At 65.7% G+C, this 24702-nt stretch carries 19 protein-coding genes and 1 pseudogene; 10 read left to right on the top strand and 10 right to left on the bottom strand.

What is annotated here, in order from left to right; translation table 11 throughout:
• The first annotated feature begins 65 nt into the window (after positions 1–65).
• The gene (locus tag C477_RS06885) at positions 66–821 is read left to right on the top strand and encodes a potassium channel family protein (RefSeq protein WP_049914367.1); all 756 of its coding nucleotides are present in this window, start codon (positions 66–68) and stop codon (positions 819–821) included.
• A gap of 84 nt (positions 822–905) precedes the next feature.
• Positions 906–1859, top strand: a complete 954-nt coding sequence (locus C477_RS06880; RefSeq protein ID WP_008893732.1) for a nucleoside hydrolase — start codon at positions 906–908, stop codon at positions 1857–1859.
• A gap of 260 nt (positions 1860–2119) precedes the next feature.
• On the opposite strand, the gene C477_RS06875 is transcribed toward C477_RS06880, so the two are convergent.
• Positions 2120–3541 carry a sulfatase family protein gene (locus tag C477_RS06875; protein ID WP_008893731.1) on the bottom strand — a complete coding sequence of 474 codons (1422 nt, stop codon included), beginning with the start codon at positions 3539–3541 and terminating at the stop codon, positions 2120–2122.
• Positions 3542–3705: 164 nt separating this feature from the next.
• On the opposite strand from C477_RS06875, the gene C477_RS06870 reads away from it, so the two are divergent.
• Both C477_RS06870 and C477_RS22820 read left to right on the top strand, forming a co-directional pair.
• A complete protein-coding gene (locus tag C477_RS06870) occupies positions 3706–5232 on the top strand; it encodes a sulfatase (protein ID WP_193366254.1) in 1527 nt (508 codons plus the stop codon).
• 547 nt (positions 5233–5779) lie between these two features.
• Complete coding sequence (locus C477_RS22820) at positions 5780–6727, top strand: halocin C8-like domain-containing protein (protein WP_083870254.1); 948 nt, start codon at positions 5780–5782, stop codon at positions 6725–6727.
• A gap of 891 nt (positions 6728–7618) precedes the next feature.
• Here C477_RS22820 and C477_RS23435 read toward each other — a convergent pair.
• Entirely contained in the window at positions 7619–7843 is a 225-nt protein-coding gene (locus tag C477_RS23435; RefSeq protein ID WP_152423289.1) for a hypothetical protein, read from the bottom strand.
• A 455-nt stretch (positions 7844–8298) separates the two neighbouring features.
• Here C477_RS23435 and C477_RS06865 point away from each other — a divergent pair, with 455 nt between their 5' ends.
• From C477_RS06865 to C477_RS06855, 3 genes are all read left to right on the top strand, one after another.
• Positions 8299–8964, top strand: coding sequence for an LUD domain-containing protein (locus tag C477_RS06865; RefSeq protein WP_008893729.1), 666 nt, complete (start codon positions 8299–8301; stop codon positions 8962–8964).
• Positions 8965–9095: 131 nt separating this feature from the next.
• Positions 9096–10496, top strand: a complete 1401-nt coding sequence (locus tag C477_RS06860) for a WD40/YVTN/BNR-like repeat-containing protein (protein ID WP_049914382.1) — start codon at positions 9096–9098, stop codon at positions 10494–10496.
• Between the two features lie 84 nt (positions 10497–10580).
• On the top strand, positions 10581–13115 hold the full coding sequence (locus C477_RS06855) for a heavy metal translocating P-type ATPase (RefSeq protein WP_008893727.1): 2535 nt from the start codon (positions 10581–10583) through the stop codon (positions 13113–13115).
• A gap of 341 nt (positions 13116–13456) precedes the next feature.
• Here C477_RS06855 and C477_RS06850 read toward each other — a convergent pair whose 3' ends face one another.
• Positions 13457–14818 (bottom strand): restriction endonuclease, encoded by a 1362-nt coding sequence (locus C477_RS06850; protein ID WP_049914381.1) that lies wholly within the window; start codon positions 14816–14818, stop codon positions 13457–13459.
• Positions 14819–14935: 117 nt separating this feature from the next.
• On the opposite strand from C477_RS06850, the pseudogene C477_RS24475 reads away from it, so the two are divergent.
• Positions 14936–15336 (top strand): annotated as a pseudogene (locus C477_RS24475) (hypothetical protein).
• Between the two features lie 26 nt (positions 15337–15362).
• Here the strand turns inward: C477_RS24475 and C477_RS06840 are convergent.
• The 5 genes from C477_RS06840 to C477_RS06825 form a co-directional block, all read right to left on the bottom strand.
• The gene (locus C477_RS06840) at positions 15363–16937 is read right to left on the bottom strand and encodes a DUF5305 domain-containing protein (protein WP_008893724.1); all 1575 of its coding nucleotides are present in this window, start codon (positions 16935–16937) and stop codon (positions 15363–15365) included.
• Positions 16938–16943: 6 nt separating this feature from the next.
• Positions 16944–18101: a signal peptidase I gene (locus tag C477_RS06835; protein ID WP_049914363.1), complete on the bottom strand. Its 1158-nt coding sequence runs from the start codon at positions 18099–18101 to the stop codon at positions 16944–16946.
• A gap of 116 nt (positions 18102–18217) precedes the next feature.
• Positions 18218–18343, bottom strand: a complete 126-nt coding sequence (locus tag C477_RS24705) for a hypothetical protein (protein WP_256403184.1) — start codon at positions 18341–18343, stop codon at positions 18218–18220.
• A 3-nt stretch (positions 18344–18346) separates the two neighbouring features.
• Positions 18347–18943 carry a hypothetical protein gene (locus C477_RS06830; RefSeq protein WP_008893722.1) on the bottom strand — a complete coding sequence of 199 codons (597 nt, stop codon included), beginning with the start codon at positions 18941–18943 and terminating at the stop codon, positions 18347–18349.
• Positions 18944–18958: 15 nt separating this feature from the next.
• On the bottom strand, positions 18959–19498 hold the full coding sequence (locus C477_RS06825; protein ID WP_152423288.1) for a DUF1102 domain-containing protein: 540 nt from the start codon (positions 19496–19498) through the stop codon (positions 18959–18961).
• 514 nt (positions 19499–20012) lie between these two features.
• On the opposite strand from C477_RS06825, the gene C477_RS06820 reads away from it, so the two are divergent.
• The gene (locus C477_RS06820; RefSeq protein ID WP_008893720.1) at positions 20013–20636 is read left to right on the top strand and encodes a DUF7344 domain-containing protein; all 624 of its coding nucleotides are present in this window, start codon (positions 20013–20015) and stop codon (positions 20634–20636) included.
• A 1-nt stretch (position 20637) separates the two neighbouring features.
• The gene (locus tag C477_RS06815) at positions 20638–21567 is read left to right on the top strand and encodes a hypothetical protein (protein ID WP_008893719.1); all 930 of its coding nucleotides are present in this window, start codon (positions 20638–20640) and stop codon (positions 21565–21567) included.
• A gap of 33 nt (positions 21568–21600) precedes the next feature.
• Here the strand turns inward: C477_RS06815 and C477_RS06810 are convergent, their stop codons facing one another.
• On the bottom strand, positions 21601–22524 hold the full coding sequence (locus tag C477_RS06810; RefSeq protein WP_008893718.1) for an LLM class oxidoreductase: 924 nt from the start codon (positions 22522–22524) through the stop codon (positions 21601–21603).
• A gap of 187 nt (positions 22525–22711) precedes the next feature.
• Positions 22712–24685 (bottom strand): aconitate hydratase, encoded by a 1974-nt coding sequence (locus C477_RS06805; protein ID WP_008893717.1) that lies wholly within the window; start codon positions 24683–24685, stop codon positions 22712–22714.
• Positions 24686–24702 lie beyond the last annotated feature (17 nt).

The following is a 24702-nucleotide window of genomic DNA, read 5'->3' as shown; positions in this document are numbered from 1 at the left end:
TCGGAGTCCTCCCGATAATTGACGCGGTCGTGACGTTCATGATCACCTTTTCCGCTATTGCAGGTATGTCCTCCGCCGAGGGCGGGGCGCTGTCGAAGCGGCCGCTGTTGCGACGAGCGCTGTTGCCGATGGTCGTGTTCGTCGGGGTGGTCGCGGTGACGATCGCCGGCTTCGTCGCGCTCGCCGGGATCGATATCGTCGAAGCGGCCTACTGGCTGATCACGCCGGAGAACATCGGGATCCACTTCCGGGACAACGAGGGGCCGGAGACGGTGACCAAGGGGTTCGCGGTGGTCTCCCGACTGGCCCAGATCGTGACCGGGCTCTGGATCGGCCAGACCGTCGCGTCGGCCCTGTTCGGGGGACAGCTCACGGAGGAACTCAAACGCGTGACCCAAGAGAAGAAGATAGCGACGTTCTCCGACCACGTGGTGATCTGCGGCTACGGCATGTTCGGAGAGACCATCGCATACCAGTTGAACGGAGCGGGGAAGGACGTCGTCGTCATCGAGAGCGACGACGACAAAGCGAGTCAGGTCGAACGCGACGGCCACCTCGTCGTCGACGGCGACGCGCGCCAGGAGCCGACCCTCGAGCGCGCCGGGATCGAGAACGCGGGAACGGTCGTCGCGGCGATCGACGACTCGAACGTCAACCTCCAGATCAGCGTGCTCGCGAGCCAACTCGCCCCCGACGCGACGCTCATCGTCCGCGTCGGCGAGCAGACGTACGCGTCGACGGCCCGCCGCGCGGGCGCCGATACCGTGGTCATCCCGGAGATCATGAGCGGGAGCGACATCGCCGGTGAGCTGACGGACTGAGCGACGAGGCGCTCTCGCGGCGGCGGGACCGCCCGGCGACCGCGATCCGGCCGCTTATCCGCCGGAAGCCCCGAGACATCCCGCATGAGCCGCCCCGTGCTGATCGATACGGATCCGGGTTGCGACGACGCCGTGGCGCTCCTGGCCGCCCTCGAGCACGCGTCCCTCGAGGTCGTCGGGCTGACGACCGTCCACGGGAACGCGCCGGTCGAGGACACGACGCGAAACGCCCGGGCGATCCTCGAGGCGGTCGACCGGACGGACGTCCCCGTCGCGCGGGGCGCCGACCGCCCGCTGCTGGTCGACCTCGAGACGTCCGAGGAGATCCACGGCGAGGGCGGGCTCCGCGGCGACCTCCCGGATCCGGGACCGGCGACCGAGCTGGGCGACGTCCACGCCGCACGGCGCATCGTCGAGCAGGCACGGGCCCACGAGGGCGACCTCGCGCTCGCGGCGCTCGGCCCGCTGACGAACGTCGCGCTCGCCCACGCGATGGAACCCGCCTTGCCCGAGTTACTCGACGAACTGATCGTCATGGGCGGCGCGGCCTTCGCGTCGGGGAACGTCACGCCGCTGGCGGAGGCGAACTTCCACTCCGATCCCCACGCCGCCCGCCGGGTCGTCCGGGACTGCGAGCCGACGATCGTCGGGCTGGACGTGACGGCGCGGGCCGCGGTCCCGCCCGAGCGGGTCGACGGGCTCGAGCGGGACGGGCCGCTGGGACGGTCGCTTTACGAGTGGCTCACCTACTACGACGCCGACCGCCTCGAGCGCTACGGTATCGAGTCGGCCGCGATCCACGACGCGCTCGTGATCGCAGCGCTGATCGACGACGGCGTGCTCGAGACCCGAGCGTATCCGATGGAGGTCGGCGCGGACGGCGACCTCGCGCGGGGCGCGCTGGTCGTCGACGAGAACGGCGTGACCGGGGACGCGGCCAACGGCGAGGTGGCGATCGAGGCCGACTACGAGCGGTATCGAGAACTGATGAGCACGTCGCTCGAGCGCGTTCTCGAGCGGGTCGAAGCGGAACCGTGAGCAGCAATCGGCTGGAGAGGGAGTGGCAATCCCAGCCACCAGCAGGGACAGGACACTCGTTTTCGTCCCGCTCCGCTCGAGTTATCCCGTGAATACCCTCTCAGAGGCCTGAATTCGGGTCGGTCGCGAGCGACCCCGCGACGGTCGCGGATCCGCTCGACGGGTAGGTACTATGTCCGATCGACGTTGACGCTGCCGAGACTCACGACATCGCTCATTCGCGTTCGAATTCGTCCGCGGGGGAGTACTATCGGTCGGGATCACCGTCGGATGTCGTCGCGGTCGTCCTCCAGCCGCGGGTGGACCGTCTCCCAGTTGTTCGGCAGGACCGGCCCCTCGAGCAGCGGATCGCCGGTCGCGTCCATCCACCCGAGCAGGTCCGTTCGAAGCTCGTCGCGAACGGTCTCGGTGGCCGGGTCCGTCGGATCGTCTCCCGCCGCGAGGTTATCCCGCTCGAGCGGGTCGGCCTCGAGGTCGTACAGCTCCTCGTAGGGCCGCTGCACGCCGTAGTAGTCCTCGTGGACCTCGCGACCGGCCGCGCTGCAGAAGACGTCCGTCGTCAGGTAGACCGCGGGCAGGTGCCAGAAGTTCCGGATGTACTTCCACCGATCCGTGCGGATCGACCGGATCGGGTTGTATCGATCGTGCCAGGTCATCCCCGAGAAGACCCGGTCGCGCGGCTCGTACGCGTCCTTACCGGCGGCTTCGTTCGCGCCGCCGCCGTTCCCGTCGAACAACAGCGGCGCGAAGCTCTGCCCCGCGATGTCGTCCCCGTCGGTGTCGACGCCGGGAACCGGCGCGTCCGCGATATCGAGCAGCGTCGCGAAGACGTCGACGTTGCTCACGAGGTCGTCGACGACCCGGCCCGACTCGATGGTTCCCGGCTGGGCCATCAACAGGGCCGCCTCGATGCCGGCGTCGAAACAGGTGCCCTTCGCGCGGGGCATCGCCAGCCCGTGTTCGGTCGTGAAGACGAGGAGGGTGTCCTCGGCGAGGCCCGCGTTCTCGAGGGCGGCGACGATCGCCCCGACGCCGTCGTCGATCGCGCGAACCATCCCGTTCATTCCGGCGATATCCGACCGGATTCCGAGCCGATCGGGGAGGAACTCGAGGGGCTCGACCGCGTCGGGATCGGGGGCGTCGTACCCCTCGCCCTCGAAGCTGAACCCGCCGTTTTCCTCGACGCGGTGGAGTTCGAAGAAGCCGACCGACGCGAAGAACGGGTCGTCGTGATCGCTCGCCTCGAGCCACTCCGCAACGTCGTCGGCGACGGTGCGTGCGCGGGCGCCCTCGTGGACCGACGTCGGGGTCTCGCTTGTCAGGGACTCCTCGTTGTGCGTCCGATCGTAGCCGAGTCGGTCGGGGAACTCGGTGACGTGCTGGAGGCCGAAGCGGTGGGTCTCGTAGCCGGCCTCGCCGAGGAGTTCGGGCAGGAACCGTTCGTGAGGGCCGACCTCCCAGTTGCCGTGGGCGAGTCCGAGCATCCCGTTCTGGTGCGGGTGCCGTCCCGTCATGAGACTCGAGCGACTCGGCGAACACTGCGGGGCGGTCACGAAGTGCCGATCGAACCGAACGCCGTCGGCCGCGAGCGCGTCGATCCTGGGGGTGTCGACGGCCGCGCCGTAACATCCGACGTACCGCCCCAGGTCGTGGCAGTGAACCAGCACGATGTGCGATGACATGACCGCCGTCTACGGCGACGAGGGGAGTAACGATTTGGACGCGCCCGTTCGGAAGAGCCTCTCTCGAGGCGGAGTGTCGATTGGGCGAACGCGTTCCAATATCGTGAACCACCTGCATACTCCGGGCTGATGACCTTCCCTCCGAGGGTGGGAGTAATGGCAGTATGGCTGAGTCAGTTGATTCATCCGATTCTGCAGATGTCGACGCAGCGTCGGCCAACGGACGTGATCCGAAGTCACATTCCACCGTGCGGAACGTCGCGCTCGTCGTCCTCGATACGGCGCGTTCGACGAGCACCGGTCCGGAGACGACGCCGGCGCTGAACCGACTCGCCGACGACGGTACCGTTTTCGATTCCGCCTTCGCGACCGCCCCCTGGACGCTCCCGTCTCACGCCTCGATGTTCACCGGGACCTACCCCTCCGAGCACGGCACCCACGGCGGCCACACCTATCTCGACGACGAGTTGCGGACCCTCCCGGAGTCCTTCGCTGACTCCGGATACGAGACGATCGGCGTCTCGAACAACACCTGGATCACCGAGGAGTTCGGCTTCGACCGGGGCTTCGACGACCTCCGGAAGGGCTGGCAGTACATCCAGTCCGACGCCGACATGGGCGCCGTCGTTCGCGGCGAGGACCTCCGGGAGAAACTCCAGGCGACCCGCAACCGGCTCTTCGACGGCAACCCGCTGGTCAACGCCGCGAACATCCTCTACAGCGAGGCCCTCCAGCCTGCAGGCGACGACGGCTCCGACCGGTCGACGACCTGGATCGCCGATTGGCTCGACGGCCGCGACGACCGGCCGTTCTTCCTGTTCTGTAACTTCATCGAGCCCCACGTCGAGTACGACCCGCCCCGCGAGTACGCCGAGCGGTTCCTCCCCGACGGCGCGAGCGTCGACGAGGCGCTCGCCGTCCGGCAGGATCCCCGCGCCTACGACTGCGAGGACTACCACCTCTCCGAACGGGACTTCGACCTGCTCCGCGGGCTCTACCGGGCCGAACTCGCCTACGTCGACGAACAGCTCGGACGGCTCCGAGAAGCCCTCGAGGACGCCGGCGAGTGGGAGGACACCCTGCTCGTCGTCTGTGGCGACCACGGCGAGCACATCGGCGAACACGGCTTCTTCGGCCACCAGTACAACCTCTATGACACCCTGATCAACGTCCCGCTGGTCTGCCACGGCGGTCCCTTCACCGACGGCGGCCGGCGCGAGGACCTCGTTCAGTTGCTCGACCTTCCCGCCACGCTGCTCGAGACCGCCGGAATCGACGACCCCGAACTGCGCGCGCAGTGGTCCAGCCGCTCGTTCCACCCCGCGTCAGACGACGACCCTCGAGACGCCGTCTTCGCGGAGTACGTCGCTCCCCAACCCTCGATCGACCGCCTCGAGGCCCGCTTCGGGGAGATTCCCGATCGAGTCTACGACTACGACCGTCGCCTCCGGGCCGTCCGCACGAAGGAGTCCAAGTACGTCCGCGGCGACGACGGGTACGACCGGCTCCACGACGTCGAGACCGACCCGCTCGAGCGCGACGACATCGCCGCACGGGAGCCCGAGCGGGTGCGAGCGATGCAGCGGCGCCTCGAGGAGCGGTTCGACCCGCTCGCCGAGGCCGGCGACAGCGGCGAGGTCGAGATGCGCGAGGGGACCAAGGAGCGACTGGCGGATCTGGGGTATCTCTAGGTCCGGTCGCGTTCGTTTCGGTAGCGATTGCGGCGTTCTCGAGTCCCGCTTTCGATCGGCAGTTTGTACTCGTTGATTCGGCGTACAGTGGTGCGTGCTGTCGCTCGGTCGAACGGCAGCGTACTGATCGAGACACCTCGTACGAGGATTGGTCAAGTGTACCGAGCAAATCGATTGAGAGAGATGCCGAAGACGACGGCAGTAATCTTCTAGGACTGCACGACAGAACGGTTTTTACGAATGTAATTGGTGGCGGAGTTGAAGTCCTGAGTTCGATCTCGACGCGAAAGGGAAGTATGTCGACAGAATGACCTATTCGACTGAGAGCGACTGTCGTCGAGAACTGCAGTCTCGAGTCAAGCCACTATACCTATGTATTCGATAGCAAACTGAATAACTCAAGGGAATATCATAACCATCAAAAATAATCGAATTATATAATATAAATATAGAAATTTATTCGTACGCTATATTATATAATTTATTATTTATTTAAATAAATTTAATTAGAAAATATTAAGTTGTGGCGTAATAGATTTATTCATGTATGTCAGGAGACGACATCAACAGGAGAAACGTGCTAAAAAAGATCGGTGGAGGCGCAACAGTAACTGGTGTCCTTTCAACAATGTCGCTTAACGTTGCAGCCGCCGAGGCAGTTGAAGGGGATGTCGTTGAGGAAGATCCCGTCGAAATTTTCGAAGGTGATCGAAAACTTTCGCTTGCCACTGACTTGGCTCGAACGGCAGAATTCGGTGAGTTGCTAAATAGAGCTCAGTCGGAAGGGTATTCTCTCGAATGGGAAACGAATAATATTTATGCTGGGGAAACTGAAGCTGGCTCCTTCCGACGTGAAGTTGCTTCCTACAACTTGGTTGGCGGCGATGGTGATGAGCATGCCTCGATTCATATTGGTCGCGATCTGAGCGACAATAATATAATTTTCGCTAATTTCGATATCGAGCATCTAGACAGGAACGGTATCCCCGAGGAAACTATCCGTTTCGAGATCGCCGATTCAAGCGCTGAGGCGGGGACAGAAGTGCAAGCGTTTGGAGGAAACACAGCGGATAATGCAGAACAGGAAATCGAGCGAAAAGTAATCGAATCTGATCCCCGTGTTACGGAACAATTCATTACGGAACTCGATCAGCGGTCGTCGGCTCAGGGAATCACCCCCGCTGCCAGCATTCCAGACGATTTCCCGGCTGAGTTAGATATTAGTACGTGTAACGGTTGCTATTACGCTTCGACTCTCGTCTGTCGGAACCTCTGCGGTGCAGGTGGTGGTTTCCTCTGTGGTCTCCTCGGAATCACTCTCATCGGTGGATATAGTTGCGTAGCTTTCGTCGGAGCTGTATGTTGGGTGGCCAGCAAGGCTCCGCAGTGCGCTGAACCCGTCGCTGCAACCATCTGTAAGGGAACTGGACTTGATATCTGTGGGCCCAATGAGAAGCCCGGAAGTCCGCTCGACGTCGATATTCCACAATTATAGAAACAAAACGGAGTTATAGGTTATTTTTACTATAAGACATCAGTGTATTTAATCATATTTCGCCAGATGAAATAATTAGTAACCAACCCGAAAGTTCTTAAAAAGTGAGAAATGTCGTTTTCTTATGAGCGTTTTCTGAGACCGAGATAGTACGCTGTCCCCATCACAACTCCGCTAAGGATTACTTCGAAGACGCTCAGGACCGGATTCCGTCCGATTAGGAGAAAAAATGCCAACAATACTGTCGAACTCGCGATTGCGACGATGAGTGCACCGAGTTCAATCGAGACCTCATTCCCGAATCCAGTATCAATAGTGGGCATTATTTCATCTATACGCGAACTCTGTATAAAAAATTTCTGGGGCTCCCAATCATAAATTTCCTTACTTACTATATATATATATTAGGTTCATCCTTCCTCTTATACAAATTAACGGTGCTCGTATCTTCGGTACCTTGAGTCTGCTTCTTGTTTTGCCACGAGTCGCTGGAATGTCGATAGATATAGAGTTATCGTAGGTTTGCTTAAATAACAGGGCGTAAAGACACCTCCTTCAAGGATTCGTGTCTATCACGCCAATGTCTTGGACAGTGCCTTGTTAAGTAGACAGGTAGACCCTCTCCGAAGTTGTTCAAAATCTGCTCTGTTCAACCCAACCTCGCCATGATATAAACCTTCCTATGAATTGCCGGATGAATTAGAACCACAGGCAATGCGATCGTTGGAAGGCCATGATCTTAAGCGACGGCACAATACCATGGACAAAAGATCGTGGAATTGTGCCTGTTCAACGGATGTCCGGTATTTAGTTTGAAAACACAGCCATTTTAGTTACGGATTGCGGAAAGGTAAATTAATTTTCACCAACTAATAGATGCAATTCTGGTGACTATACCTGTCCTTCGAATACCTTCTTAGCATTTCCTGAAATGTCATATAGAAGGGATAAAACCGCACAGATGTTGATTACAATTATCTCTATAATGAGGCCTACTAGCCCAATTTTATCCAATATCCAGGCCCCATTTATAAACATACCTGCTGCAATACTACCACTTATTACATATGCAACTAAGACTAGGACTGAACCATATGCTTTAACCCTTTCTCTCATATATATATATACCATGGTTCGGATGGGTTAAATAATTCATCGGTCACGCTCGTACCTGCTGCTCAAGGTACAGATTCGAGACGACAACAACGGACGCTCACCTGCGTTACAGCAAACGGCAATCAGTCACTGCATCGATAGCGATGTTCGCTGCCTGACGGTCTGTGGGTAAAGTGGTCGGAGTGACGGACGTCGAAGTCAGATAACGGTTCACGGATACCCCACGAACTGTCGATCGCTCCGCTCCTCGTGGCCTATCAAACGGCCAGTCGTACGTGCGGAGACGTTTGGCGCTCGAGTCGAACCGTCGGCGAACGCGATAACCGCTCGCCGCTACCGAGCCGCGGCGATCGAATCGCACCCGAGCACAAGTGAGCCAACTGCTCGAGCCCCGAGACCGGTATTGCAAGGCAAGGCCGGCGTTTGATCGGTCGGGCGGTCGAACAATCGGACGGATGAGCGACGACTACTACACGAAGGACGATTTCGTCGACGACCTCGAGGTGGACTCCTCGCGGTTCGATACCGCCCCGGACGAGGAGACGATCGAGACGGTCGTCTCGAACGTCGAGGACCGCAACATCGATGTCCATGTCTTCGACGACGACGACGCGGCTCGCGAGCACCTCCGCGAGCAGATCCCCGACGGCGCGACGGTGATAGACGGCCACTCGACGACCTTGGAGGAGATCGGCTTCACCGACGACCTCGAGGACGGCGACGGGTTCGAGTACCTGGGGGCGAAGGTCCAAGAGATCGCCGATGACGAGGAGCGCGCCGAGGCCCGCCGCGAGGCGACCACGGCGGACGTCTTCTTCGACAGCGTCAACGCCATCGCCGAGTCCGGCGAACTGCTCGGCGCCAACGCCCTGGGCAACGGCGTCGGCGCGTGGGCCTTCGGCGCGAAGAATCTCGTGCTGGTCGGCTCGACCAACAAGATCGTCGCGGACTTCGACGCCGCCGTCGAGCGCGTCCGAGAGTACGCCTACCCCCTCGAGGACGCCCGCGCCGAGGAGGTCTACGGGCAGGGCAGCGTCGTCGGCAAACTCGTCTCGATGGAGTACGAGCGGGTCGACGACCGGACGCAACTCGTGTTGCTCGAGGGCGACCACGGCTTCTGATCGATCGCCGTTGCCGACCGCTAAATCCGTCGGGCGCGTGCCTGCAGCACCCTTTTGCTCGCGAGTCCGATACGATGGACTCGAGCCGACCGACCGAACGCCGATCCGCCGACACCGCGACCGAACACCCGATGTCATCACAGAACGCTCGTCTCGAGACCGGCGGCTTCGTTCCCTTCTATCGGTCCTACACGAAGACGTGGGTCCACGCCGTCGCGACGGCCGGCCTGACCGCGTTCGGGACGCTGACGATCGTCCACCGCTGGTTCGCCGCGCTCGCGCTGGCGTCGTACGTCGTGCCGCCGATCGTGCTCTACCTGCGCCACGGCCGAGACGACGACCGGACGGACGCGGACCACGAGGCGTCGGCGCCCGAACGCGACGAGTCGCTGACCGAATCTGAGCCGGAACCCGACACACCGAAATCCGAATCGAACCACGCCGAACCGGAATCCGAACCGTCGGGATCGAGCCGCGCCGAACCGGACGCGACGGGCACGATAGAGACGACGGACGAACTCGAGTCACCGGCCTCGAGCGACGACGGTGAGGAATCGACCGCGGCCGATGAGACGGCAGGGACCGCGGCTCGAGACGCTCGAGAGAAACCGGAACCCGAATCCGAGCAGGCGTGGCACACAGTCGAGGCACCGACGGACGCGACGCTTCGAGACGTGGCAGTCGCCGCAGCAGACGACACGGCGGACTCGAGCGCCGCCTACGCGGTCGGCGACGGCGGGATCGTCCTCACCGACGACGGCGACGAGTGGACGGCCGTCCTTGAGGACGGTCCCGCCGCGGGGGGCAACGACCTCCGCGGGGTCGACGCGACGGCCGACGGCGCGGCCGTCTGGGTCGCGGGCGACAGCGGCGCGCTGGGACGGATCGACGCCGAGACGGGTCGTCACACGGATTTCACGGCCCCCGAGGACATCACCGACAACTGGCTGGGCGTCGCCGTCGGCGGCGCGAGCGGCGCGGAGACGATTCTCCTGATCAACGGCTCCGGCGCCGTGCTCCGCGGGACGTACGGCACTGACGGCGACGGCCGCGCCCTCGAGTGGACCGGCCCCGAGAAACCCGGCAGCGGCTCGAGTCTCTCCGGCGTCGCGTTCGCCGACGACGCGGTCGGCTACTGCTGTGACACCAACGACGGCGTCTTCGAGACGACCGACGGCGGCGAGTCGTTCGATCGAGTCGGACTCGAGGGCGCCGACGGGACGCTGACCGACGTCGCGACCGCGGGCCGGGACGACTGTCTGGCGAGCGCGGACGACGGCGTCGTCCACCGCTACGACGGCCCGACCTGGACGCCCGAGCGGGTCGCCGACGACGCGCTGACCGGTGTCGCCCGCCGCGAGGAACGGGCGATGGCGTGTGCGGCCGACGGGGCGGTCCACGAGCGCGCCGGCGCGGCCGCCGGCTGGGAACGCACCGACATCGACGCCGCCGGCGCGCTGCTGGCCGTTTCGCTCGCCGAGACGCGAGCAGTCGCCGTCGGCGAGGACGGAACGATCGTCGCTCGAGGATGAGATCGAACGACCGCGCTCGAGGTCGAAGCTGATCGTCGCCCGAGGTTGACAGCGTTATGTCCCTCGAGTCCGACTGTTCGGACAGTGAGCGAAACGCGAACGGACCGGGAGCGGTGTCGCCTCTGTGGAACCGCGCTCGAGGAGTCGCCGGGCGAGCCCGTCTCCGCGGGAGCCGACGGCCCGTTCTGCTCGACGGGGTGTCGGGATATCGCCGCGGACCTCGGCGTCGGCGAGGACGGTGCGGACGGGACGACCGACGCGGACGAATCGCTCGAGGACGATCGCTCCGCGGCCCTCGAGCGGTCGTTCTTCCGGATCGACGGGATGCACTCGGCGCAGTGCGAAGCGTACCTCGAGTCGGTCGCCGAGGGTCGCGACGGCGTCGCGGACGCGGCGGCCAGTTACGTCACTGAGACGGTCCGCGTCGATCACGATCCCGATCGGATCGCGGCCGAGGTGCTCGAGGACGCGCTGAGCACGACCGGCTACACGGCCTACCGCCGCGAGGAGGCGGCCGAGGACGACGACGCGGCGGGCGACGAGAGCACGACCCGCCGGTCGCGCGAGATGCAGGGAGTCCGGAAGCGCCGCTCGGAGAACGTCCTCGAGGTGCGCTACATCGTCGGGATCGTCTTCGGCTCGTTCCTGCTGGTGCCGTACGTCACGACGTTCTACCCGATGTACCTCGCCGCGTTCACCGACTACTGGCTGTTCGAACAGTTCGCACAGCAGTTCAACAGCGACGAGGTCAGCCTCTACGCCCCGCTGTTCATGGGGATGACCGGCGCCATTCTCTACCTGACCGGCCGGCCGCTCCTGCGGGGGGCGTACGTGAGCCTGAAGCTCCGCGAGCCGAGCACGCACCTGCTGGCGACGCTGACCATCGTGGCCGCCTACGCCGCCGGGGCGGTCGCATTCGTCCGCGGCGGGCCGGACCTCTACTTCGACCTGACGATCCTCGTCGCCGCGGTCGTGATGGGCGCGATCTTCTACGAGGAGACGGTCAAACGCGACGCCTTGAACCGGCTGACCGACCTCACGATCTCGCAGGTCGGCACGGCCCGGGTCCTCGAGTCCGACGGGGCGACGCGGGAGGTACCGGTCGCGGACGTCGCGGCCGACGACCGCCTGCTCGTTCGCGCGGGCGAGCGCATCCCGGTCGACGGCCGCCTCGCCGAGGGGACGTGTACCGTCGACGAGGCGGTCGTCACCGGCGAGTCGCTGCCCGTCTCGAAGACCGACGGCGATCCGGTGATCGGCGGTTCGGTCGTCACCGACGGGGCCGCGGTCGTCGCCGTCGACGACGAGACGACCAGCAGCATCGACCGGCTGACGCGGACCGTCTGGAACCTCCAGAGCGCGGACCACGGCGTCCAGCGCCGGGCCGACGCGCTCGCCGGCACCGCCCTTCCGATCGTCGTCGCCGCGGCGGTCGTCGCGGGACTAGCTGCCCTCGTGCTCGGGGGGACCGCGCTCGGGGTCGCCGCGGCCGTCTGTCTGGCGCTCATCGCCGCCAGCCCGTGGGCGTTCGCGTTCGCGACGCCGATCTCGATCGCCTCGAGCATCCGCGACGCCCTCGAGCGCGGGATCGTCGTCTTCGACGAGAGCGTCTTCGAGCGCCTGCGAGAGATCGACGTCGTCGTCTTCGACAAGACCGGGACGCTGACGACCGGCGAGATGACCGTTCTCGAGGCCGACGCGCCCGAAGACCTCCTGCGGGCCGCCGCCGCGGTCGAACGCCGGGCGTCGCATCCGGCGGCCGCGGCGATCGCGAACGCCTTCGGCGACTCGGCGGACACCCCGTCGGACGGTCGAGCCGACGGCGGCGTCATCGACGACGCCGAGGACGCCGCGGATGGCGAGGGCGTCGAATCCGGAACGGTCCGGGAGTTCGAGCGCCACGCTACCGGCGTCGAGGGTGTCGCCGACGGGCGGCGAATCCTCGCCGGCCACCCCGACCTCTTCCGGGAACGGGGCTGGGACCTCGAGGACGGACTGACGGACCGCATCGCCGAGGCGCGGGATGCCGGCCACCTGCCCGTCGTCGTCGGTCGAGATGGTCGCGCGGAGGGCGTCATCGTCGTCGGCGACGAGCCTCGAGAGGGGTGGGCGGAGACGGTGACGGCGCTGGCCGACGCGGGCGTCGACGTCGTGGTCCTCACCGGCGACGACGGCTCGGCGGCGGCCAGTTTCCGGGAGCACTCGGGCGTCACGCGGGTCTTCGCGAACGTTCCGCCCACGGGCAAGACCGCGGCGATCCGTCGGCTGCGAACCGAGGGGCGCGTGGCGATGGTCGGCGACGGCACCAACGACGCGCCGGCGCTGGCGGCGGCGGATCTGGGGCTCTCGCTTGGCGGCGGGACGGCGCTGGCCGCCGACGCGGCCGACCTCGCGATCGTCGAGGACGACCTCGCCGCGGTCGAGCGCGCGTTCGCCCTCGCGCGGGCCGCCCGCCGTCGGGTCGTCCAGAATCTCGGTCTGGCGCTGGGCTACAACGCGATCGTGATTCCCGTCGCGCTGGCGGGCCTGTTGAATCCGGCCGTCACGACCGGCGCGCTGGCCGTCACCGGGCTGGCGATCGCCGGCAACTCGCTGCGCGAACTGGTCGGCGACGAGTGAGGCGGTCGCTCGAGGCGGGTTCTCGGTTCCGATCGGTGAGAAGGAGTGCTCGAGTGTGCTCGAGGAAGTGGGGACGAAACGACGACGACGATTGCTGGCAACATGGAGAACACTCCCTCCCCAGCCGATTCGCTCGGTCCCCGGCTCGCGGCTTTGCCGCTCGCCGTTCCGCGGCACTTCGTGCCGCGCTTCCGGTCCCTCACTCATCCCTCACGCGAGTTCGGACTGCGGTTCGTCGTGACGCACCGCAATCCAGCGCGCGCCACCGCACGTGGATCGATCAGGCCGAAGAGAGAGAGAACAGTTCTCGAGTCTCGACTGAGACAGCCAACGGATCCGAGCTAGACGAGCCCGATCGAACTCGCGACGAAGAACGCCGCGAACAGCGCACAGAGGGCGCTTCCGACGGCCAGCGGGACGTTCTCCATGGTCTTCTCGTGGATCGGCATGGCCGCGTACTCCTCGCGGAAGGCCTCGAGGTTCGCCTCATCGTAGAAGTACTTCGTCTCGAGCGCGAACCGTTCGGTTACGGCACAGCCGGTACAGACGGGGTCACCTTCGAAGCGCTCCGTTTTCGCGTGCTCCTCGCAGTTGACGCTCCCGCAGTTGTCGCAGTAGGTGTAGGTCTCGCTCGCGCCCGCCGTCTCGCAGTGGACGCATTCGTGGAGGTCGTTTCGCGTGGTCGCCCGCGAGGGGCCGGCGGCGCGGTAGGCGTACTGGTAGTCGTACTCGCCCAGCGAGAGGCGAGACCGGGCGTGCGGAACGTAGACGGGGTCGATATCGCGAACCGAGATATCCGACCGCTTGGGCGTGCAGGTCTTCTCGTAGTCGACGTTGTTGTCGCCCGTGTAGTGGACCGTCGCCGTCTGCGCCTGCCGGAGTCGGTCGATCGCCCACTCCTTGTACTCGGTTTCGGTCTGCCCGAACCGGCGGCGTTCGACGCCGTCGAAGGTCGACTCGAGATCGGCCGCCTCGAGGTCGATGCGGGACGCCGAGCGGTTGGCGGCGAGGTCGCGAACGTCGCCGGTCGCGACCCGCGGCTCGTCGCGATCGGCGCGGATCGCGAGGTCAGTCGTCTCGTCGATCCAGTGGATGACGCCGACGGAGGTCTCGAACGTCGCGTCCGTCGTCGCGCGGACGGTAACCGTCGGCTCGAGCGCGACCGTCGTCTCGGGCGTCGGAATCGTCGCGGCCTCGAGGTTCTCGATTTCGCGAACGGCCTCGAAGACCGGGGCGTCCCGGCCGGCGGTGGGGTGGGTCGGCCGGAGCGCTTCCTCGCAGAGGATCTCGATCCGACCGTTGTAGAGATCCAGACCGATCTCCGTGCCGATCTCCCGGAGGTCCCGCCCGTCGAGGAGTTCGACGCCGCCCTCCCGGTTCGACCCCAGATTCGCGGCGTACTCGCGTGCGGGCTCGGTAAACCGGCCGGTCGTCACGACCATCCCGCGGACCGGCCCGTCGTAGTCGTAGGTCGCGACCGCCGAGTGGAGTTTCTGGATGACCGGTCGGCTGACGGTCCCCGTGTGCTTGCACTCGACGACGACCGCCCGGCGGCGGCCGTCGACGACTTCCTCCATCAGGATGTCCCGTCCCTCGTCGGCCGTCCGCCGCGACTGGCGAACGTTCTCGTAGCCGCAGTGTCGAAACACGTCCCCCATCAGGTCCTCGAACTCGTAGCCCGAGAGATCGTCGAGTATCGCCATCGCGTTCACGACTCGCTCTCGAGTCGACCGCCGAGAGTGTTGCGGCTCCAGTATCGGCCGCGAGAATCGGACGCTGTTTGGCCTAAGGGCTTTTGTCGCGGTCGGCGTCCGACCGGTATGGAACGCGACCCGGACGACCTCGAGTTGAGCGACGTCGAAGCGGACGCGCTGCACGAACTCCAGCTCGGGATCGAGTACGTCCACCGTGCTTACGGGACCTTACTCGAGTTCCACCACGAGCTGGGCCACGCGATGGACCGAATGGGCGACGCCGAGGACGCCTCCGCGAGGCCGGCCACGAGGAGTGGGCCGACGCCCTCAGAGACGACCACCTCCCGGCCGGCGCGGTCAGCGACCAGTGGACCTTCGAACTCGTCGAGGAGTTCTCCGAGGAGTTCGTAGCGGAGGTCGACGCCTTCGAGACCGAGGTCCGCGAGGAACTGGCCGACGGCGTCGATCACGTGACCGAACGCCGGCAGAAGCGACAGCTTCGCGATCGCGCGGACGGCGAGGATTGAGCCGATGGCCGCCCGATCCCTCCCTATCAGTGATCGGGCCCGCCTTCGGATCGATCCGCCCGCTCCTCGTCGCCGCCTCCCGTCGACTCGAACAGGGGAGGCTCCGAAAGGTCCCTGGGCTCGAGTCCGGCGAGTGCGAGCAGCTCCTCGTCGTCGATGCCGGCAGTCGAGTCGGACGCCGGCTCCGACGACTCCGCCGGCGACTCGATCGGCGGCTCGCGGGTCGTCTCGCTCGACCGTCCGCGGGGCGCTCTTGCAGCGGATTCGACGGCGGGCTCAGTCGGTTCGACAGCGTTCCCGGTCGTCTCCCGACGCGCCGATCGGTCGGAGTCCGCGTCGCGACCGTCGGGAACAGTCACCGGCGCGGACCCGGTATCGGAGTCGGTCGGCGACGCGGCGGATCCGTCGGCCTCTCCGACTGCGAGTCCCTCGCGGCCGGTGTCGGTATCGTCGTCCGCCGTCGAATCGGCCCCCATCGTCACGGGGGCGAGCAGATCGTCCCCGGTCGGCGGCCGCGGCGGCTCGAAGACGTATCGGACGCCGTCGCCGCGGACGACGTAGCGGTTCTCGTCCGAATCGAAGAGCACCGCTGCCTCGAGATCGATTCCGAGGCGCGCGAGCGCCGCCAGCGAGTCGACCGTCGCACGAGGCTCCGCAAGCTCCGATGCGGGCAGACTGACCGTCGTGATCACCTCCTCGAACTCCGAGCGGTCGGCCCGGTAGGCCAGCCACTCGCGTTCGGTCTCCGTCAGCTCCGGGAACCGGCGCGTTACGACCGCCACGGCACCGATACCGACTGCGCCCAGCCCCAGCAACAGGGGTCCGCCGACGGATCGAAGCGGCCCCGCCGAGACGGGAACCTCGACGGACTCGTACTCCTCTCGTGGCTCGTCGTACGAGCCGTCGGCCTCGAGGCGGTACGCCTTCCCGTCCGTCGTGATCGGCACCTCGTAGCTGTGGTTCGCCGAGCGGCGCTCGCCGTCGATCCGGCCATCGACCGTCCGCTCGAGGTCGAGGACGATCTCGGTCTCGCCGGGGCCGGTCCCGACCTCCCGCTCGATCTCGGCGATCGACTCCCTGACCGCCGTGACGTTGACGGCGAACGACGCGGTGACCCCCTCGCCCGGCGCGACGTCCGTCGCCGTCGCCGACTCCAGTTCCTCCCGTCGGCTCCAGTAGACGCCGTCGCCGTTCGGGTCGACCGAACGATAGACGAGGTCGACCGCGACCGAGACGCGGACGTCCTCGCCGCCGCCGGCGTCGTATCCGCCGACGAACTCGCCGTCGACCGTCGGCGCGATCCCCTCGTAGTACAGCGACTCGTTCTCGAGTCGCGTCCCGTCGGGATGGACGGGGTTGGACTCGGTGACGACGGCACCGTGGGAGAACTCCCCCGTCGCCGTCCAGCGGTGCCCGGGCTGTTGCTCGGTCGCCGTCTCCGAGGTGGCGTAGGCGCCGTAGCTCAGCCACGCGCCGAGGCCGATCAGGACGACGAACGCGATCAGTAGCACCGTCCGATACTCCGCGAACAGGGCGCGAAGCCGCAGCCGTCGCTCCCGCCCCGTCTCGTCGCCGTCGGCGTCCGTCAGTAGCGATACCATGTATTACTAGCGTCTCCGGATGAGCGAGCGCGTCTTCGTCCGCCGGTCGCGAGCCGCGTCCCGCCGCGAGCGCGGATCGCGGGGGCCACAGAGCCAGCGGCCGACACCGTACGTGAGCCCGCCGAGCAGCGAGACGATGACGACGACGGGCGACCACGGATGGACGTCGTGGAGGGCGTCGATCACCGGCAGCGGGAGCACGTGCAGGTACCGGTACTCGGTGACGTAGGCCGGGTAGTGGCCGGTCTCGGCGGGCGCCGAGATCGACAGGGGAACCTCGGCGTCGTCCCGCGGACCGACGGTCGCCGGACCCTCGTCGATCGCGACGTGGTCGCTTTCCGTTTCGACGTACGAGACGACGGGGACGATCCCGTCGTTGGCCACGACGTACGGCACCGTCTCGGTGGTTCCCCGTTCGATCACCAGCGCCTGCTCGGAGTCGAACTCCGCACTGACGACGCCGTACGACTGGGTACCGGCGGGGACGAGCATCGCTCCCGCGGCGGCAACGATGACCAGCAGCGCGAAGGCGCCACAGAGGAGTCGCGGATCGAGCGCCGTCCCGTCGTCGCCGCCCAACCGCGACTCGTTGGACACGCTGCGGCGCTCGCGGACCGTCTCGATGGTGTAGAGAGCCCCTGATAGCCCGATACCCAGATATGCGATCCCCGACGTTCCCCGGATGGATCCGAGCCCGAACGCGACCGCCAGTCGGCTCTGGGCGGACTCGACGGCGTCGCCGACCGTCATCACGGCGGTCCCGAGATGGGGGACCGTGACGACCTCGCCCGTCGGTCGCCAGGCGCTCGCGACGATCTGCCCGTCCTGAACGGGCGGTTCCCCCGAGTCCTGATCCGTAACCGGGTTGGCGTCGCCCTTCGTGACGTACCCTCGCTCGGTCTCCTCGACCACCCGGTGAGTCGTCAGCCCGCCGCCGTCGATCTCCTCGGCCTCGAAGACGATCACGTCGCCGGGCTCCGGATCGTCCGTCACGACGTCCGGAACCGCGACGAACCCGTGACCGGTCTCGATGGTCGGCTCCATGCTGCCGGTCTCGACGAACCCCAGCAGGATCGGCTGGCCGAGTATCTGCCCCGCGAACAGGGCGAGGATACTCGCGAGTACGAGCCCCTGGAACACCCGCGTCACCCCCCGGTGAATCATTCGTACACCTAGACTAATTTTATAAAATTACTTGTATATTTCGATTTATAACATGTGTTTGCGGTATCGGTGGCAGTCGAACGCGGCTCGCTACGGCGAAAATCGACGTCGCGTCGCTACGCGGAGAAGAGCCGCTCTAACTCCGCGTTGATCGTTTCCCGGTCGAGTTCCTCGTCGGATAGGTCGAATTCGATACCCGCTACCGTCTCGTAGTCGTCGAGCGTCGGTGTCGTGTCCGTCATCTCTTAGACCTCCTCCGCGGTGATTTCGATCTCGTCGTTGACGGCGACCGAGTCCACCGCCGTCTCCGGGAGGGCGAACGCCGCCAGACTGAACTCGATCTCCTCGCCGGGCGACAGCGTCGAGATCGAGACGAAGTTGCTCTCCCACGGCGGCCACTCGAGGTCAATCTCGATCCCGCCGGTCTGGGGCACGAGCAGGACACCCAGCACGCCGTCGAAGTCCTGCCAATCCACGTCGCCGAACGCCAGCGGCGTGACCCGGAGTTCGACCTCCTGAGTGCCCTGGTTCTGGATCTGGAAGATGTCCTCGATTCCCGTGACCGCGTTGGCGTTCAGGCCCTGGCCGCCGGCGATGCCGTCGCCGACGTTGGCGTTGTCGCCGGTCAGGTTGATCGCGAGCGCGTCGCTGTCGGTCGTGTCCGCGTAATTGCCGTTCGGCCCGTCGCCGGGCTGGATGCCGAGGTACGCGCTGGCGTCCTCGGAGACGGTGACGGCGACGTCGCGCTCGGCCTGGACGCTGCTGAACGCGCCGGTACCGAGGGCGAGCCCGCCGCCCGCCGCGAGCGTGCCGATACTCAGGACGAAGTTGCGTCGTTCCATCTGTTATCCACCTGATTACGCGGTCGCGCTGAAGGTCACCGAGTCGAGCAGTTCGTCGCCGTCGCCGAGGCCGCTGTCTTCGGTATCGATTTCGAGACAGATCGTCGTGCTCTCGCCGGCGCCGAGCGTGACCGCGCTGTCGGTCAGCGAGTCGCCGTCGTAGGCCTCGCCGTCCGGATAGAACGCGACGAGGTCGGCGTTATCGCCGTGTTTAGCCACGGTGACGTCGACTTCCTGCGTCCCCTGGTTCTCGATGTCGAACAGGTTCCCGATCTGCGTGACCGCATCGGGGTTGACGCCCTCGCCGCCGCCCGCGACGCCGTCGTTGCTCGGGCTGAGGTCAATCGTCAGCGTACCGTCGTTCCCGTCGTCGGTGACGTAGTCCGCGTTGTCGCCGCCGGTGCCCTCGAGTCGCAGGTAGGCCGAAGCGTCGTCGGCGACTTCGACGTCGATGTCACGATTCGCGCTCACGCTCGAGAACGCCCCCGTCCCGATCGCGGCGGCGGTTCCGGATGCCAGTGCGCCCATTCCGATGACGAATTTGCGTCGTTGCATGGTTGGTAGTGTGGTGAGCGGAACCTCGCGGACGACCGTCCGCGAGACCCCGTCGCCCCGCTTCTCGCGGGGACCACGATTCAGCGATGGACATCGGGGGATATTGTAATACAGCCGTGGAATTAATTCTGCCACTGGTTTCCCTTCTATCAACGAGCGGTGGAGCGAACGTGGTGTGTCGCATGGAGGCGATTGACTCGAGTCGCGTGCGAGTCAGCGGTCCGTAGACTGCGATCGACGCATCGGTGGCTTTCGGTCAATCGACCCCTAAGTACGATTCGGAGGCGGTCTCGATCCGATTGACTCTCGGTCAACCGGTGACTGAACCCGCATCGCGGGAGAATCGAGCGACGACGACCGTTCCGGGAAACTCCCGAAATCGGGTCCGTGACCGCCGATCTGCGGACGGTCGAAGCGTATCACGGGAACAAATATATCTCCTGCAATATAATTTAATCAATGAAATTCAGGATTTCAATAGTTTTATTTCTGCACGCGTCCCACGTTAGATTGAATGGGGGGATGCCACGCGGAACAGACTCGGGACCGGAACGTCCCGCGACGAAACCGAGACGAATTGACCGAAGACGAGCTCTTCGAACTCCTGTCGAACCGACGACGGCGACACATCCTTCACACGCTGATGGACGAGGCGGAGACGGTCGACATCGGCGACCTCTCGCAGGAGATCGCCGCGGCGGAGGACGGGCTCGCCTACGAGGAGGTCTCGAGCAGCGATCGAAAGCGAGTCTATACGGCGCTCCAGCAGTCGCATCTACCGAAGCTGGATAAGGCCGGCGTCGTCGAGTTCGACCGCGATCGGGGGGTCGTCGAACCTACCCCGGCGCTCGAGAACGTCGAGATCTACATGGACGTCGTTCGCGGGCGAGAGATCCCGTGGAGCGACTACTATCTGGGGCTGACGGCGGTGGCCACGCTGTTGCTCGGGGCGACCGTCGCCGGCTTCCCGCCGTTCGCCGACCTCCCGTCGTACGCGTGGGGCGTGTTCGTCGTCGTCGCCTTCGGCGTCTCCGCGCTTGCACACCGCTACTACGCGCGGCGCAACCGGCTCGGTATCGCCGACGAACCGCCGGCCGTGGAACTCGAGTACCGGGACCGAACGGAAGGGGGGCGATGAGATGAAGCGAACCAGACGCGCAGCGCTGCTGTTGATGGCCGCCTCGAGCGGTACCCTTGCCGTCGAGACGCTCGGCCTCTCGCGGTCTGCGGCCCGGCGAGACGCGGCCGTCGACGCCGCCGGCGATGCCGCCGCCTACCTGGGACTGACCGAGGACGGCGTCGAGGCCGGCGGTACCCTGTTCGAAGACGGCCCCCGGCCGTCGCCCGCGACGTTCTCCGTCGTCAACGGGCTCTCCGCGCCCATCGCGCTCACCCTCGCGTCCGACCAATTTCGGCTTCGGACGACCGACGAGGCGGCGGCTGTCGACGGAGACAGACTGCTCGTCGGCGGTGACGCGGGCGATCCGCTGGACCCGGGCGACCGCCTCGCGGAGATTACGGTCGAGCCGACGCCGGCAGCGATCGGATCTCTGGTCGGCTCGACGATAACCGGAACCGTCGACGTCACGGCGACGGGCGCGGGGACTCGGATCGACGCCGAGCGCGACCTCTCGCTTTCGGTTCCCGGCGTTTCGGTCGAACGGGCGCTGCTGTCGGTGTCCCAGCGAGGCGGCGGCGTCTTCGAACACCGGTGGCTACTGGAGGGCGTCGACACCACGACGCACGGCCTCGAGGCGCTCCGACTCGATTACCGCGACGTCGAGACCGCCGGCGCGATCGACTTCACCGACGCGGACGGGCCGTCGGTCTCGGTCACTGCCGACGGCGCCGACCGTTCGGCAACGATCGAGACGCTGGAGCCGAACCGACTCACCGTCGCGCTCGCGGACGCGCTGGCACTTGACGGAGCCGCTGTCGAACTCGTACTCGCGGAACCCGGCGGACCGGCGAGTCCGGGCGGTCAACCCGGTCGCCCGACGGGTGCGACGGTCGAACTGTTCGATGCCGGATTCAGCGCCACCGCCGAGGCGACACGGGACCGCCCGTGATCGGTCGCTGCGTCGCGACTGCGGACCCGAATCCTACAGCGGTTCGATGATTTCGTCGGCGAACGTCGACAGCGCCGCCTCGCGATCCTCGTTTTCGAACCCGATGATGGCGTGGTCGAGGCCGTACTCCTCGAGTCGCCGGAAGTAGTCCCGGAACCATTTGACGCCGGCCCGAAAGCCCAGGTGCAGCGGTTCGGCGTCGGCCGTCGGATCGTCGGCGAACTCGACGCGAACCGCGATGGCGAACGGTTTCTCGCCGGCCGACTCGCGCCACTCGACGAGGTACTCCTCCAGTGTGCGTTCCGGGAGATGATAGAATAACCAGCCGTCGCCGTGCTCGGCGATCCACTCGCGGGACTGACGGGCGTTGCCCGTCGGGAGGAGCGGAACCGTCTCGGTCGTGGGGTCGGGGACGACCTCGAGGTCGCCTGATAGGGAGCCCCACTCGCCCTCGACGGTCGGAAAGTTCTCCCGCCAGACGGTGCGGACGGCCTCGAACCGGTCGCGAAACGCCCGGCCCCGCTCCTCGCGGTCGACGCCGAAGGCGGGGTACTCGGGGTCGCGGTCGCCGGAGGCGACGCCGAGGACGAGCCGGCCGTCCGAGAGCCGGTCGACGGTCGCGGCGGATTTGGCGACGTGGATCGGGTGGCGCAGCGTGAGGACGATACTCGAGGTGCCGAGCGCGATCTCGTCCGTGTGAGCCGCGACGTGGGAGAGCCACGGCCACGTGTCGAACGTCTGGCCGGCGTCGCCGAACTTCGGCCAGTAGGTCGGGACGTCCCGCGCCCAGAGGCCGTCGAAGCCGACCCGCTCGGCGTGTTCGGCGAGGCGTAGTTCGGCCTCGATATCGGGGGTCGAACGGTTCGCTCCCGTCAGCGGGAAGCCGGCGCCGAAGGTCAGGCCGTCGCGGTCGAACAGACGGCGGTAGCCGGTGTTTTCGTGTCCTGCCGGTGGCATTCGCTCGTGTTATCGGCCGCTCGCCCAAGACGGTGACGCTGTCGACCCGCGGGGTCGCTTTCGGAGCCGGATCCGTGGTGTCACTCGACCCGGAACTCGCGGAGAGCGCTCACGCTCGAGCGACGAGGTCGCGCATCGAAAGAAAGAGGAAGTCAAACGGCTGGTACGGCCGTGTCGTCGCGTCCGATCAGTCGTCGGCGGGCGCGGCGCCGCTGCCGCCCTCTGCCTGTTCTTTCGTCCAGGCGAGCTTGCCGCCGGCCGCGAGGATGTCGCGTTCGCGCTCGGAGGCGTCGAGCGTCGCGGTGTACTCCTCGTCGCCGTTGACGCGGACCGTGAACTCCTCCTGGCCGGAGGTGACGGCGTCGTAGACGTCGTCGACGATTTCGACCTCGTCGCCCTGGTCGATGTCGGCGTAGGTGTCCTCGTCGATCGTCAGCGGGACGATACCGAAGTTGAAGAGGTTCGCGCGGTGGATCCGGGCGAAGCTCTGTGCGAGGACGGCCTCGATGCCGAGGTACATCGGACACATCGCAGCGTGCTCTCGCGAGGAGCCCTGTCCGTAGTTCTCGCCGGCGACGAGGACGCCGCCGTCGGCCTCTCGAGCGCGCTCGGCGAACGTGTCGTCGACGCGGGAGAGGGTGAACTCGGAGAGCTTGTCGATGTTCGACCGGTACATCAGGATGTCCTGGGTCGCCGGGATGATGTGGTCGGTCGTGATGTTGTCCTCCATCTTCAGGAGGGCCTCACCCGCGATATCGGCGTCGAGCTGGTCCTTCAGCGGGACGTCGCCGATGTTCGGGCCCTTGACGAGCTCGTCGTCGACGGCCTCGTCGGGCGTGATGAGGTCCGTCTTCGAGCCGTCGTACTCGTCGGGGAGCTCGATGCCGGGCGCCTCGAGGTCGCCGAGTTCGTCGGCGAGGTCGCGCGGGTCGACGATCTCGCCCTTGATCGCCGCGGCGGCGGCGACCTCCGGCGAGCAGAGGAAGACGTTGTCGTCCTCGATGCCCGAGCGGCCCTCGAAGTTGCGGTTGAACGTCCGCAGCGAGACGGAGTCGCTGGCGGGGACGTGTCCGATGCCGATACAGGCACCGCAGGTGGCCTCGGAGAAGTTGACGCCAGCGGCCATCATCTCCGCGACCCAGCCCTCGCGGGCGAGCATCTCGGAGGCCTGCTTGGAGCCGGGTGCGACGATCATCTCGGTCTTCTTGTTGACCTCGCGGCCCTCGAGCATCTTTGCGGCCGGGAGGATGTCCTCGTAGCCGCCGTTGGTACAGGAGCCGACGATGACCTGATCGACGGACTGGCCTTCGACCTCGCGGACGGGAACGACCTTGTCCGGCATCGAGGGCTGAGCGATCAGCGGCTCGAGGTCGGAGAGATCGACGACGATCTCGTCGTCGTACTCGGCATCGTCGTCGGGCTGGAGCTCCTCGTACTCGTCGGCGCGGCCGACGCGCTCGAGGTAGTCCTCGGTCTGCTCGTCGGTCGGGAAGATCGACGAGGTCGCGCCGAGTTCCGTGCCCATGTTGGTGATGGTCATGCGCTCGGGTGCGGTCAGGGTCTCGACGCCCGGACCGGTGTACTCGAGGATCTTGCCGACGCCGCCTTTGACGCTGAGTCGGCGGAGCAGCTCGAGAATGACGTCTTTCGCGGTCGCCCAGTCGGGGAGCTCGCCCTCGAGGCGGACGTTGACGACCTCGGGCATCTCGATGTAGTACGGTGCGCCGCCCATGGCGACGGTGACGTCGATCCCGCCGGCGCCGATGGCGAGTTCGCCGAGTCCACCGGGCGTGGGCGTGTGGCTGTCCGAACCCAGCAGCGTCTTGCCGGGGGCCGCGAAGTTCTCGCGGTGGACGTTGTGACAGATGCCGTTACCGGGGCGAGAGAAATATGCGCCGTAGGTACCGGCCGCAGAACGGAGGAAACGGTGGTCGTCAGTATTCTTAAAGTCGAACTGGTACGTCTGGTGGTCACAGTACTGGGCGGCGATTTCGGTCTGGACCTCGTCCAGTCCCATGGCTTCGAACTGGAGCCAGACCATCGTGCCGGTCGTGTCCTGTGTGAGCACCTGGTCGATCTCGATCCCGATCTCCTCGCCGGTCTCGAGTTCGCCCTCGACGAGGTGGTCGTCGAGAATCTTCTCGGTGAGAGTCTGTCCCATAGCACCCAAAACTCGGC

Origin of the sequence: Haloterrigena salina JCM 13891 (assembly GCF_000337495.1) — an archaeon.
GTDB classification, from domain to species: domain Archaea; phylum Halobacteriota; class Halobacteria; order Halobacteriales; family Natrialbaceae; genus Haloterrigena; species Haloterrigena salina.
This window is presented reverse-complemented; position numbering and strand designations above follow the sequence as displayed.